We start from the raw sequence: 12,998 nt of genomic DNA, 5'->3' as shown, positions 1-12,998 counted from the left end.
GCGAAACGTCTAAGCTGCCGGGTTCCCGTTTTTGTTTCTGGATGTGTGCGTGAAATTCAGTTTGCCCAAAATCGCCACCGCGCCGTTTTGCCCGCCGGAAGTGGCCGGCAGTGTCGCGGTCGATCCGACTGCGTCGTTCTTCAAACGCGTGCTGCGTTTTGCCGGTCCCGGTTTGCTGGTGTCGATCGGCTACATGGATCCGGGCAACTGGGCCACTGCGATCGAGGCCGGTTCGCGTTTTGGCTACAGCCTGTTGTTCGTGGTGTTGCTGGCGAGTCTGGCCGGCATGGTCGTGCAGTGCCTGTGCTCGCGGCTGGGCATCGCCACTGGTCGCGATCTGGCGCAGTTGTCCCGCGAGCGCTACAGCACGCCGACCGCACGCCTGCAATGGGGGCTGGCGGAAATTTCGATCATCGCCACCGACCTCGCCGAAGTGCTTGGCTGTGCATTGGCGTTTCACTTGCTGCTCGGGTGTTCGCTGACGTTCGGCATTGCCTTGACGGCGTTCGACACTCTCCTCGTATTGGCCCTGCAAAACCGTGGCTTCCGCCGCCTGGAAGCGATCATGCTGGTGCTGGTCGCGACCATCGGTGTGTGTTTCTTCGTCGAGTTATTGTTGATCAAGCCGTACTGGCCGGACGTGGCGCAGGGCTTCAAACCTTCGCTGTCGGCCATTGGCGATGCTGCGCCGTTGTATCTGGCGATTGGCATCCTCGGCGCCACGGTGATGCCGCATAACCTTTATCTGCACACCTCGATCGTGCAGACGCGGATGATCGGCAAGGACTTGGCGAGCAAGCAGGACGCAGTGAAGCTGGCGCGCATCGATACGATCGGGTCGCTGGCCCTGGCGCTGCTGGTCAACGCGGCAATTCTGATTCTCGCAGCGGCAGCGTTCCACCAGTCCGGGCACACCGATGTGGTCGACATTCAGGACGCCTATCACCTGCTCGATCCGCTGGTTGGCGGTGCGCTGGCAAGCGTGCTGTTTGGCGTAGCGCTGCTCGCGTCCGGGCAAAGTTCCACATTCACCGGGACCATCGCCGGGCAGGTGATCATGGAGGGCTATCTGAATCTGCGGATCCCGTGCTGGCAGCGGCGTTTGATCACTCGCGGGCTGGCGCTGATTCCGGCGTTCATCGGCGTCTGGCTGCTCGGTGACGGCGCGATTGGCAAGTTGCTGGTGTTGAGCCAGGTCGTGCTCAGCCTGCAACTGCCGTTCGCCTTGTATCCGTTGATCCGCATGACCAACGACCGGCAATTGATGGGGCCGTTCGTCAATCGCTGGCCGACCCGGGTGCTGGCCTGGGGGCTGTTTGTGTTGATCAGCGGGGCGAACAGTTGGTTGATATTGCAGTGGGCGGTTTGATCACTGTGTTGCGGTGACTGGCAGGGCCTATTCGCGAGCAGGCTCGCTCCCACTGGTTGCGCGGGTGATGGCAATCCAGGTGATCAGCCGACGAGGGGTCATCCATCAACTTGTTTCGCAGCGGGCGAGCCTATACTGTATATGCACACAGTAAAGAGCCCGCGCCATGCAAATCATCGACAAGCTGAGCATCCTCGCCGACGCCGCCAAGTACGACGCCTCCTGCGCCAGCAGTGGTGCGCCCAAGCGCAGCTCCGAGGGCAAGAGCGGGCTCGGTTCGACGGACGGCATGGGCATTTGCCACAGCTACACGCCGGACGGGCGTTGTGTGTCGTTGTTGAAAATCCTGCTGACCAACTTCTGCCTTTACGATTGCCAATACTGCGTCAACCGCCGTTCCAGCGACGTGCCGCGTGCACGGTTCACCCCGGAAGAAGTCGTCACGCTGACCATGGATTTCTACCGGCGCAACTGCGTTAGCGGGCTGTTTCTCAGCTCCGGGATCATCCGCTCGGCAGACTACACCATGGAGCAACTGGTGCGCGTCGCCAAGTTGCTCCGCGAAGAGCACGAATTTCGCGGCTACATCCATCTCAAGACCATTCCAGAAGCCGATCCTGCTTTGATCGAAGAAGCGGGGCGTTACGCCGACCGCCTCAGCGTCAACATAGAATTGCCCACCGATGCGAGCCTGCAAACGCTCGCACCGGAGAAGGACATCACCTCGATCAAGCAAGCGATGAACACCATCTACACCGGTGTGCAGACCGTGTTGAACGAGCCGCGCTCGGCGAAGTTCGCCCCGGCCGGGCAAAGCACGCAGTTGATCGTCGGTGCCGATGACACCGATGACAGCACCATCCTGCACAGCGCCCAATCCTTGTACGGCAACTTCCGCCTGCGCCGGGTCTATTACTCGGCATTCAGTCCGATCCCCGACAGCCCGAAAAGCGTACCGCTCGCCGCGCCACCGCTGATGCGCGAGCATCGTTTGTATCAGGCCGATTTCCTCCTGCGCAGCTACGGCTACAGCGCAGACGAATTGCTCAAGGGGCCGGGCAATCTGGCGCTTGATATCGATCCGAAACTGGCGTGGGCGCTGGAAAACCGCGAAGTGTTCCCCTTGGACCTGAATCGTGCCGACGCGGCATTGATCTCGCGCATTCCCGGCATCGGCTTGCGCACTACCGAGCGCCTGGTCGAGCTGCGTCGCCAGCGCCGCATCCGTTACGAAGACGTTGCGCGGATGCGCTGCGTGCTGGCCAAGGCCAAGCCGTTCATCATCACCAGCGATTACCACCCGCAACAGGCTGAAGTCACCAGCCACATGCTCTATCAGCAATTGCGCGACCGGCCGATGCCGCAGCAGATGGGGTTGTGGGGATGATCAGTCTTGATTGCGATGACCTGTTCGACAACTGGCGCCAGCAAGCACGCTGGTTGCTCAGCCATGAAATCGATCCAAGTCTGGTGAGCTGGGCGGTGGAAGGGGTGGGGGATCTGTTTGCCGGTGACGATCACGTGCCCGCTGGGCTGGGACCCTTTCAGGCGCGTATCCCGCGCGCGCTGCTCGACACCCTCGAACAAGCGGCGCGTTATCGCGGCGAGCAACGCTGGAGCCTGTTGTATGAAGTGCTGTGGCGCGTCAGCCATGGCGACCGCACGGCGATGATGGCCGGCGATAAACTCGGCAGCGAACTGCAGCGTCGAATCAAACAGGTCAGCCGCGAAGCCCATCATCTGCATGCGTTTGTGCGCTTTATCGAGCGCCCGAAGGGTCTGCCCGGCCCGCAATATGTGGCGTGGCACGAACCGGCGCATGACATTCTGCACAGCGCCAGCGAGCACTTCATCGGGCGTATGGGCCAGCATCGCTGGTTGATCGCCACGCCACGCGACGGTGTTTATTACGACGGCGAGCAATTGATTCACGAGCGTCAGTGCCCAATTGAATGGCAGCAACTGGCGCAGAACGTTGATGATCCGCATGGCGATTTGTGGTTGACCTACTACAGCCACATCTTCAACCCGGCGCGGTTGAACCCCAGGGTCATGCAAGGACACTTGCCGGTGAGATTCTGGAAGAACCTGCCGGAGGGTGAGTTGATTCCCGGATTGATTACCCAGGCGCGGATGGGCAAACAGCAGAACGGGCAGGCGAGCGGGATTGCCAGTCGAGCCGGAAAGCGGATTGCTTTGAAATAGAAGATCAAAAGATCACAGCCTTCGGCAGCTCCTACAGAGACCGTGTAGGAGCTGCCGAAGGCTGTGATCTTTTGATTTTTTGATTTTCTGTACCCCAACAGAAAAGCCCTCCATCAATCGCTCAATGGAGGGCTTCTTTTCAACATCAAAAACCGTCAGTTCAAACCTTGACGATCCAGCCCGCTGGCGCTTCGATGTCGCCGGTTTGCACTCCAGTCAGCTCCTTGTAGAGCTGCTGGGTCACCGGACCCACCTCGGTTTCGCTATGGAACACATGCAGATGATCGTTGTAGCTGATGCCGCCGATCGGCGTGATCACGGCAGCAGTGCCGCAGGCACCGGCTTCCTTGAAGTCCGCCAGTTTGTCGATCAGCACGTCGCCTTCGACCACTTCCAGACCCAGACGCGATTTGGCCAATTCGATGAGCGACAGGCGGGTGATGCCTGGCAGGACCGATGGCGAGTTCGGGGTGACGAACTTGTTGTCGTGAGTGATCCCGAAGAAGTTGGCCGAGCCCACCTCTTCGATTTTGGTGTGAGTCATCGGATCGAGGTAGATCGCGTCGGCAAAGTTGGCTTTCTTGGCTTTCGAGCCCGGCATCAGGCTGGCCGCGTAGTTGCCACCGACCTTGGCGGCGCCGGTGCCTTGCGGGGCGGCGCGGTCGTAGCTGGAAATCTGGAAGTTGTGCGGAGTCAGGCCGCCCTTGAAGTAGGCGCCGACCGGAATGCAGAAGATCGAGAAGATGAACTCGGGCGCGGTGCGCACGCCGATGTTGTCACCGACGCCGATCACGAACGGGCGCAGGTACAGCGCGCCGCCGGTGCCGTAAGGCGGGATGAAACGCTCGTTGGCGCGAACCACGGCTTTACAGGCTTCGATGAACTGCTCGGTGTCCACGGTCGGCATCAGCAGACGTGCGCAGCTGCGTTGCATGCGCAGGGCGTTCTGGTCCGGGCGGAACAGGTTGATCGAGCCGTCCTTGCAACGATAGGCCTTCATGCCTTCGAAGCACTGCTGGCCATAGTGAAGAGCCGTCGAGCCTTCGCTGATGTGCAGGACGTTATCTTCGGTCAGGGTGCCTTTGTCCCACTCGCCATCGCGAAAGTACGACAGATAGCGTTTGTCGGTCTTGATGTAGTCAAAACCCAGCTTGTCCCAATTGATGCTCTCGTTACCCATGACACCCTCTATCACTGAACAACCGCCGAAACGGTTCAAGGCTTCTGACGTTTTTTTGGATGGGCACAACAATACTTCATTCTTGAGCGGTTTCGCAGCCGGAATTCGCTCCGCTGATCGTTCCCTCGACTGATCGTTCCCACGCTCTGCGTGGGAATGCCTCATCGGACGCTCCGCGTTCGGCTGTTGGGACGCAGAGCGTCCCGGGCTGCATTCCCACGCGGAGCGTGGGAACGATCAATTTGACGGATTTACAGATGCAGCGCATGCCCCAGGGCCCGCAACGCCGCCTCCTGCACCGCTTCGCCCAAGGTCGGATGAGCATGAACGGTGCCGCCGATGTCTTCCAGCCGCGCGCCCATTTCCAGGCTTTGCGCAAACGCCGTGGACAATTCGGAAACCCCGACGCCCACGGCTTGCCATCCGACAATCACATGATTGTCGCGACGCGCGACCACACGGACGAAGCCACTTTTCGATTCCAGGGTCATCGCCCGGCCGTTGGCGGCGAACGGGAAATTTGAAACGATGCAGTCCAGCCCGGCAGCCTTGGCCTCGTCCGGGGTGTTGCCGACCACCACCAGTTCCGGGTCGGTAAAGCACACGGCGGCGATGGCGGTCGGGTTGAATTCACGGCGCTTGCCGCTGATCAGCTCGGCAACCATCTCGCCCTGTGCCATGGCGCGGTGAGCGAGCATCGGTTCGCCGCTGACATCGCCGATAGCGTAGACATTGCGCATGCTGGTCTGGCAATGGCTGTCGATCCTGATTGCCGAGCCGTTCATGTCCAGATTCAGCGCTTCGAGATTGAAGCCTTGAGTGTTGGGTTTGCGCCCGACCGCGACCAGCACCTGATCGGTTTCCAGGTTCAAGGTTTCGCCTTCAGGATCGCGCACCTGCAACGTGCCGTCGAAGCCCAGCACGCTGTGCTTGAGGTAAAGCTTCACACCCAATTGCTTCAACGCGTCGTGCACCGGTTGGGTCAGCTCAGCGTCGTAAGCGGGCAAGATGCGATCCTGCGCCTCGACCACGCTGACCTCGGCGCCGAGCTTGCGGTAGGCGATGCCCAGCTCCAGGCCGATGTATCCACCGCCGACCACGACCAGACGTTTCGGTACAGAGGTTGGCGCCAGCGCTTCGGTGGAGGAAATGATCGGCCCACCGATTGGCAGGATCGGCAGGTTGACGCTGGTCGAACCGGTGGCCAGTACCAGATGCTCGCACTGGATGCGCGTATCGCCGACTTCTACGGTTTTGCCGTCGATGATTTTTGCCCAGCCGTTGACGACCTGAACCTTGTTTTTCTTCAGCAGTGCGGCGACGCCAGTGGTCAGACGATCAACGATACCGTCCTTCCACTCGACGCTTTTAGTGATATCAAGACTCGGCGCGGAAACGCTGATGCCCAGCGCCGAACGCTGATGGTGATGCTGCGTCTGATGGAACTGCTCAGCGACATGGATCAGCGCTTTCGAGGGGATGCAGCCAATGTTCAGGCAGGTGCCGCCCAGAGATTGGCCCTCCACCAGAATGGTCTGGATGCCCAATTGCCCAGCGCGAATCGCTGTTACATACCCGCCGGGGCCACCGCCAATAATCAGCAGCGTGGTGTTCAGAGTCTGCATTGCGTTACTCCACAAACAAAGTGGCAGGTTGTTCGAGCAAGCCCCGAATGGCCTGGATGAAGAGCGCCGCGTCCATGCCGTCGACCACGCGGTGATCGAATGAGCTGGAGAGGTTCATCATCTTGCGAATCACCACTTGGCCTTTGACCACCATTGGCCGTTCGACGATTTTGTTCACGCCGACAATCGCCACTTCCGGCAGGTTCAGCACCGGCGTACTGACGATGCCGCCCAGCGCACCGAGGCTGGTCAGGGTGATGGTCGAACCGGACAATTCATCGCGGCTGGCCTTGCCATTGCGCGCGGCATTGGCCAGGCGCGAGATCTCTGCGGCGCTGTCCCACAGGCTGCGCGCTTCGGCGTGACGCACCACCGGCACCATCAGGCCGACATCGCTTTGCGTGGCGACGCCGACATGCACCGCGCCGAGGCGGGTGATGACTTGCGCTTCGTCGTCATAACGCGCGTTCATTTGCGGGAAGTCGCGCAGGGCGACGACCAGCGCGCGAACGAGGAACGGCAGCAAGGTCAACTTGCCTCGGCTGGCGCCATGTTTTTCATTCAGATGCGCGCGCAGTTCTTCGATCGCGGTGACATCGATCTCCTCGACATAGCTGAAATGCGCGGCACGCTGAGTGGCATCCTGCATGCGCTGGGCGATCTTGCGGCGCATGCCGATCACGGGGATCTGTTCTTCGTCGTTGCGCTGGGCATAAGCGGCACCTGCCGGCGCCGAGGCATTGGACTGACCTTGCGCCAGATAAGCTTCAAGGTCTTCATGCAACACCCGACCGGCCGGGCCGGTGCCGCGCACCAGACGCAGTTGAATACCCAGATCCAGCGCATGTTTGCGCACGGCTGGCGAGGCCAGCGGACGCTCATCGGCTTCACGGGCAACCATCGGGCCTTGGCAAACCGCCGCCGGACGCGGGGCCGCTGGAGCAGGTTTGCTCTCGACAACAGCTTCCACTTTCGGCGCAACGGACTCTTGGGTAGCTACAGAAGTGGCGGACTCTTTGAGGTTGCCAGCCCCTTCAACCTCGATGCTGATCAGCACACTGCCGACCGCCATCACTTCGCCCGGCTGACCGCCGAGGGCGATGACCTTGCCGTGCACCGGCGATGGAATATCGACCATCGCCTTGTCGGTCATCACATCCGCCAGCACCTGATCTTCTACGACCAGATCGCCGACCTTGACGTGCCACTGCGACAGTTCTACTTCTGCGATGCCTTCGCCGATGTCTGGCATCTTGATAACGTGCGTGCCCATTCAGACCTCCATGACCCGTTTCAACGCCGCGCCCACTCGGGACGGCCCTGGGAAATACGCCCACTCCTGCGCGTGCGGGTAGGGAGTGTCCCAACCTGTGACGCGCTCGATCGGCGCTTCCAGGTGATGGAAGCAATGCTCTTGCACCAGCGACACCAGTTCGGCGCCGAAACCGCAGGTGCGCGTGGCTTCATGAACCACCACGCAACGGCCGGTTTTTTTCACCGATTTGACGATGGTGTCCAGATCCAGTGGCCACAGACTGCGCAGGTCGATGACTTCGGCATCCACCCCGGACTCCTCGGCAGCGACTTGCGATACATAGACGGTGGTGCCGTAGGTCAGCACCGTCACGTCCTTGCCCGGACGAGTGATCGCGGCGACGTCCAGCGGCACGGTGTAATAACCGTCCGGCACCTGGGCTTGCGGGTGTTTCGACCACGGGGTTACCGGGCGGTCGTGATGGCCATCGAACGGGCCGTTGTACAGGCGTTTCGGCTCAAGGAAGATCACCGGGTCATCGTTTTCGATGGAGGCGATCAGCAGGCCTTTGGCGTCGTACGGGTTGGACGGCATCACCGTACGCAAACCGCAGACCTGAGTGAACATCGCCTCGATGCTCTGGCTGTGGGTCTGGCCGCCGTAGATGCCGCCGCCGCATGGCATGCGCAAGGTCATCGGTGCGGTGAACTCGCCGGCCGAGCGATAACGCAGACGCGCGGCTTCGGAAATGATCTGGTCGGAGGCGGGGTAGACGTAGTCGGCGAACTGGATTTCGGCGACCGGGCGCAGTCCGTAAGCACCCATGCCGACAGCCACGCCGACGATGCCGCTTTCCGAAATGGGGGCGTCGAACACGCGCGAGGTGCCGTACTTGGTCTGCAGGCCTTCGGTGCAGCGGAACACACCGCCGAAGTAGCCGACGTCCTGACCGAAGACCACGACATTGTCATCGCGCTCAAGCATCACATCCATGGCCGAGCGCAGGGCCTGGATCATGGTCATGGTGGTCGTGGTCATGGCGGTTTCCAGCTGAATATTGTTGTTGTGATCGTTCATGTCAGATCCCCAACTGCTGACGCTGGCGCTTCAAGTGCTCCGGCATCTCTTTGTAGACGTCTTCGAACATGGTCGCGGCGCTCGGAATCTGCCCGCCGGCGAGGGTGCCGTACTGTTCGGCCTGTTTCTGCGCGGCGATGACTTCAGCTTCGAGCTCGGCGCTCACGGCGGCGTGCTCTTCTTCGGACCAGTGGCCGGCCTTGATCAGGTGCTGTTTCAGGCGCTCGATCGGATCGCCGAGGGGGAAGTGGCTCCAGTCATCGGCGGGGCGGTATTTGGATGGATCGTCGGAAGTCGAGTGCGGGCCCGCGCGGTAGGTGACCCATTCGATCATGGTCGGGCCGAGGTTGCGGCGGGCGCGTTCGGCAGCCCAGGCGGAAGCGGCGTAGACCGCGTAAAAGTCGTTGCCATCGACGCGCAGCGAGGCGATGCCGCAACCAACGCCGCGTCCGGCGAAAGTCGTGGCTTCACCGCCAGCAATGGCCTGGAAGGTGGAAATCGCCCATTGGTTGTTGACCACGTTGAGGATCACTGGCGCGCGATAAACGTGAGCGAAGGTGAGGGCGGTGTGGAAGTCCGATTCGGCAGTGGCGCCGTCACCGATCCACGCTGAAGCGATTTTGGTGTCGCCCTTGATCGCCGAGGCCATGCCCCAGCCGACGCCCTGAATGAATTGGGTGGCGAGGTTGCCGGAAATGGTGAAGAACCCGGCGTCCTTGACCGAGTACATGATCGGCAATTGCCGGCCCTTGAGCGGATCGCGCTCGTTGGACAGCAACTGGCAAATCAGGTCGACCAGCGGAACGTCGCGGGCCATCAGAATGCTCTGCTGGCGGTAGGTCGGGAAGCACATGTCATCGATGTTCAATGCCAGGGCCTGGGCGCTGCCAATGGCTTCTTCGCCAAGGCTCTGCATGTAGAACGACATCTTTTTCTGGCGCTGCGCGACGACCATGCGGTTGTCGTAGATGCGCGTCTTGAGCATCGCGCGCATGCCTTTGCGCAGGATCTCGACCGGCACGTTTTCAGCCCACGGGCCGAGCGCATTGCCCTGATCGTCGAGCACGCGAATCAGACCGCGCGCCAGGTCGGCCGTGTCGGCAGGTTCTACATCGATGGGAGGTTTGCGCACCGTACCGGCATCGGTCAGATGCAGGTAGGAAAAATCGGTTTTACAGCCGGGACGGCCCGAGGGTTCAGGGACGTGCAGGCGCAGCGGTTCATACGCTTGGGTCATGGCTTCTACGCTCGATCTTGTGAATTTCTTGTAGTGAGCTGGCAGTCATTCCTCGGTAGAAGAAATCTTGTCCTACAACAATCATAGGCGCGGCCAGGAAGAATATTTCTCTCTGTTTTGTTGCGCTGGCGACCATTTGCAGATAGAAAATCTGCACAAGCATAAAAAACAGGTGATTTTGTCTCATGCGCAAACTGGACCGCACCGATATCGGCATTCTCAATAGCCTTCAGGAGAACGCGCGCATCACCAACGCCGACCTCGCCCGCTCGGTGAACCTGTCGCCCACGCCATGCTTCAACCGGGTCAAGGCAATGGAAGAATTGGGCCTGATTCGTGAACAGGTAACGCTGCTCGACGCGGACTTGTTGGGGCTGCACGTCAACGTATTCATTCACGTCAGCCTGGAGAAACAGGTTGAAGAAGCGCTGCAGCATTTCGAGGAAGCGATCTCGGATCGCCCCGAGGTCATGGAGTGCTATCTGATGGCTGGCGACCCCGATTATCTGATTCGCGTGCTGGTGCCGAGCATCCAGTCGCTGGAACGCTTCATGATGGATTTTCTGACCAAGGTGCCGGGGGTGGCGAACATTCGTTCCAGCTTTGCGCTCAAGCAGGTGCGCTACAAGACGGCGTTGCCGTTACCCGCGAATGGTTTGACGCTGGGCACCTGATCTGTCCGCATTTGGGTGCGGGAGCCTGAGTCATGTTGGGTCGGGTCTTCGCGGCGGGGCCGGCGTATTCTCCAACGGAATGCCCCCCATGAAATCATTGGATTTTTCTTCCCTTCGCTCATGGCGTAGCGTGCCCTTAAAGGACAAGGAGAAACGCCATGACTCAACCCACCGCTGACGCCGCCGGCAAATTCGACACCTCGCGCGCCAACGAGTATGCCCGCCAGAGCCGCATTGCCCTGGCCGGCTACGACGCCTGCCACGACTTGTCCGCCTGCATGCTCGCCGCCAGCCTCGGTCCGTCGCGTTCGGCACGCGTGTTAGTCGTGGGCGCAGGCGGCACTGCACAGGAAATCATTGCCATGGCCGCGCTGGAGCCGGGCTGGGAATTCACCGCGGTGGATCCTTCCGAGCCGATGCTGGAGACCGCAGCCGAGTACTTGCGCGGCAATGATCTGTTGCACAGAACTCAAATACATCTCGGCCATGTCGAAGACTTGCCGGCAGACGCATCCTTCGATGCCGCCACGCTGATCGGCGTGCTTCATCACCTGGGCGGTGACGCGGCAAAGCAGCAAATCTTGCGATCCATTCACGCCCGGCTCAAACCCGGGGCGCCGTTGATTGTGGCCGGCAATCATTACGCTTACGCCAGTCACCCGTTGCTGCTGCAAGCGTGGAGCCAGCGCTGGCGACAGCAGGGCGCAACGGCCGAGGAGGTGCAGGCGAAACTCGGGAAGATTTTGCAAGGTGCTGATCCGCCGCACTCGGAGGCGGCGGTTCAGGCGTTGTTGCATAACGCGGGGTTCGGTGACATGACGCGGTTTTTCAGCAGTCTGTTCTGGGGCGCATGGCTGACATGCCGGGTCGCTTGAACAGCACAGTTCAACTAAGCCTCCGTCCAGTCCACTGCCGCTGTTTCGCGCCACTTGACGTCGGTAATGCCATACCGTTCGGCCTGAGGCTTGGAGACAACTTTCAACGGTGGTTTGCCCGGTTTTGGAATCGGCGCAATACCGGCGTCACAGCTCGCCCAATGCCAGGCATCGGCATTGCGCATGCTTTTGGCGCGGATGACGAAAGATTTTGGCCGGTCGTGATGTTTGTATTCGATGACGAAAATATCGGTGCTACGCATGAGTTCCTCCTTACGCTCATACGTAAATGATTTTGTCCGACAAAAAAAATTCAAAGGATTTTCTGGCCAGATGATCAGCGACACGAAACGCTCTGGAACGCGGTTTTTCGAGGAACCTCAGGAGCCGTAGAACCTGCTCGACGATCAACGCATAAGTGCCGGCGCAGACTCTTCAGGTCGCTCGCAGCACCTGCGCCCGGCAAGTTCCGGGCGCAGCTTTTTCAGGCGTGCAATCAGTCATCCCGGATTGCCGGAATCCAGCGAACCGCATCGCCTGTCGGCCGAAATGTTGCGGTCAGAGCGCCGGCTGGGGCGCTGAACCGAGACCTCTGATAGGCTCTCGCAACCATGATCAATGGAATGAAAAAGATGAATCTGGAAGCGCTACTGCGGGATCTGATTGCCGAGGATCCCGTCCGGATGCACATCCTGCACGCAGTCAGGGAAGTCAACTTGCCGGACAGCTGGGTTGCCGCAGGATGTGTGCGCAGCCTGGTTTGGGATCATTTGCATCAACGCGTTTCTTCGCCGTTGCCCAAGGACATTGATGTCATCTGGTTCGACAAAGCAGCCATCAGTGCGCAAACGGACTTAGCCTTGGAGGCCAAGCTTGCAACGTTGTGTAGCGGCCTGAACGGGTCGTGGTCGGTGAAGAACCAGGCACGCATGCACCAGCGAAACGCCGATGTACCTTATGAATCGTCTGCCGACGCTATGGCCCATTGGCCCGAAACAGCGACGGCGGTTGGGGTCAGGCTCGATCAGCGGGGGGCCATAGAGGTTTCGGCGCCGTTGGGGCTTGAGGATCTGTTTGCGCTTAACGTGCGGCCGACCGCTCGATTTGAAAGTGATAAATACGCGGTGTTTCTGGAGCGCGTGCGATCGAAGAGATGGCTCAAGATCTGGCCGAAGTTGACGCTCCTAACGCAGGGTTGATGCCGCCACCTTCAGGTCAATACGCTGGCGAGAACGCTAGCGCCCACCCGGGCGATTATGGGTCTGCCTCCAATTCCCTTGAAGGAGCGCGCCTGCTCGCGATGGCGCCAGCCCCTTCATCACCAAATAAACAGAAAACACTCAGCCCGTTTAAACAATTACTCAGGCGTCAAGCAAACGGCTACAACACCTTGCGTCATTCCTTACGACTACGCCAGAATCCGCCGGCTTGTGCGTCTGCCGTTTCCTCCGTAACTTGATTCCTGTCACTGCTCACCAGTGATCGGGTCTGCAAGCCCGTC

General features: G+C 60.2%; 12 protein-coding genes. 6 read left to right on the top strand and 6 right to left on the bottom strand.

Features of this window, described 5'->3' with window-relative positions; translation table 11 throughout:
- Positions 1-49 precede the first annotated feature (49 nt).
- From ACIGDJ_RS03165 to ACIGDJ_RS03155, 3 genes are all read left to right on the top strand, one after another.
- Positions 50-1,369, top strand: a complete 1,320-nt coding sequence (locus ACIGDJ_RS03165; RefSeq protein ID WP_285410364.1) for an Nramp family divalent metal transporter — start codon at positions 50-52, stop codon at positions 1,367-1,369.
- A 166-nt stretch (positions 1,370-1,535) separates the two neighbouring features.
- Entirely contained in the window at positions 1,536-2,756 is a 1,221-nt protein-coding gene (locus ACIGDJ_RS03160) for a putative DNA modification/repair radical SAM protein (protein ID WP_101162566.1), read from the top strand.
- The gene (locus ACIGDJ_RS03155; RefSeq protein ID WP_397478304.1) at positions 2,753-3,574 is read left to right on the top strand and encodes a TIGR03915 family putative DNA repair protein; all 822 of its coding nucleotides are present in this window, start codon (positions 2,753-2,755) and stop codon (positions 3,572-3,574) included. The genes ACIGDJ_RS03160 and ACIGDJ_RS03155 overlap by 4 nt, the downstream gene beginning before the upstream one ends.
- Positions 3,575-3,734: 160 nt before the next feature.
- Here ACIGDJ_RS03155 and ACIGDJ_RS03150 read toward each other — a convergent pair whose 3' ends face one another.
- From ACIGDJ_RS03150 to ACIGDJ_RS03130, 5 genes are all read right to left on the bottom strand, one after another.
- Positions 3,735-4,754: a branched-chain amino acid aminotransferase gene (locus ACIGDJ_RS03150; protein WP_039762213.1), complete on the bottom strand. Its 1,020-nt coding sequence runs from the start codon at positions 4,752-4,754 to the stop codon at positions 3,735-3,737.
- Between the two features lie 251 nt (positions 4,755-5,005).
- A complete protein-coding gene (lpdA, locus tag ACIGDJ_RS03145) occupies positions 5,006-6,379 on the bottom strand; it encodes a dihydrolipoyl dehydrogenase (RefSeq protein ID WP_397478303.1) in 1,374 nt (457 codons plus the stop codon).
- Positions 6,380-6,383: 4 nt separating this feature from the next.
- Positions 6,384-7,652, bottom strand: coding sequence for a dihydrolipoamide acetyltransferase family protein (locus ACIGDJ_RS03140; RefSeq protein ID WP_101162560.1), 1,269 nt, complete (start codon positions 7,650-7,652; stop codon positions 6,384-6,386).
- Positions 7,653-8,711: an alpha-ketoacid dehydrogenase subunit beta gene (locus ACIGDJ_RS03135; RefSeq protein WP_064390582.1), complete on the bottom strand. Its 1,059-nt coding sequence runs from the start codon at positions 8,709-8,711 to the stop codon at positions 7,653-7,655.
- A 1-nt stretch (position 8,712) separates the two neighbouring features.
- Positions 8,713-9,948 carry a 3-methyl-2-oxobutanoate dehydrogenase (2-methylpropanoyl-transferring) subunit alpha gene (locus ACIGDJ_RS03130; RefSeq protein ID WP_397504510.1) on the bottom strand — a complete coding sequence of 412 codons (1,236 nt, stop codon included), beginning with the start codon at positions 9,946-9,948 and terminating at the stop codon, positions 8,713-8,715.
- 185 nt (positions 9,949-10,133) lie between these two features.
- Here ACIGDJ_RS03130 and bkdR point away from each other — a divergent pair, with 185 nt between their 5' ends.
- On the top strand, positions 10,134-10,622 hold the full coding sequence (bkdR, locus tag ACIGDJ_RS03125) for a Bkd operon transcriptional regulator BkdR (RefSeq protein WP_039762201.1): 489 nt from the start codon (positions 10,134-10,136) through the stop codon (positions 10,620-10,622).
- Between the two features lie 158 nt (positions 10,623-10,780).
- Positions 10,781-11,497 carry a class I SAM-dependent methyltransferase gene (locus tag ACIGDJ_RS03120; protein WP_397478301.1) on the top strand — a complete coding sequence of 239 codons (717 nt, stop codon included), beginning with the start codon at positions 10,781-10,783 and terminating at the stop codon, positions 11,495-11,497.
- 14 nt (positions 11,498-11,511) lie between these two features.
- Here the strand turns inward: ACIGDJ_RS03120 and ACIGDJ_RS03115 are convergent, their stop codons facing one another.
- Positions 11,512-11,760, bottom strand: coding sequence for a DUF6555 family protein (locus ACIGDJ_RS03115; protein ID WP_101162552.1), 249 nt, complete (start codon positions 11,758-11,760; stop codon positions 11,512-11,514).
- Positions 11,761-12,129: 369 nt separating this feature from the next.
- Between ACIGDJ_RS03115 and ACIGDJ_RS03110 the strand changes: the two genes are divergently transcribed.
- Positions 12,130-12,696 carry a nucleotidyltransferase family protein gene (locus ACIGDJ_RS03110; RefSeq protein ID WP_397478372.1) on the top strand — a complete coding sequence of 189 codons (567 nt, stop codon included), beginning with the start codon at positions 12,130-12,132 and terminating at the stop codon, positions 12,694-12,696.
- The last annotated feature ends 302 nt before the right edge of the window (positions 12,697-12,998 follow it).

This window comes from Pseudomonas sp. NPDC079367 (assembly GCF_044542195.1).
Lineage (GTDB): Bacteria > Pseudomonadota > Gammaproteobacteria > Pseudomonadales > Pseudomonadaceae > Aquipseudomonas.
The sequence above is the reverse complement of the archived record's forward strand: the minus strand, read 5'-3'. Positions and strand labels throughout refer to the sequence as shown.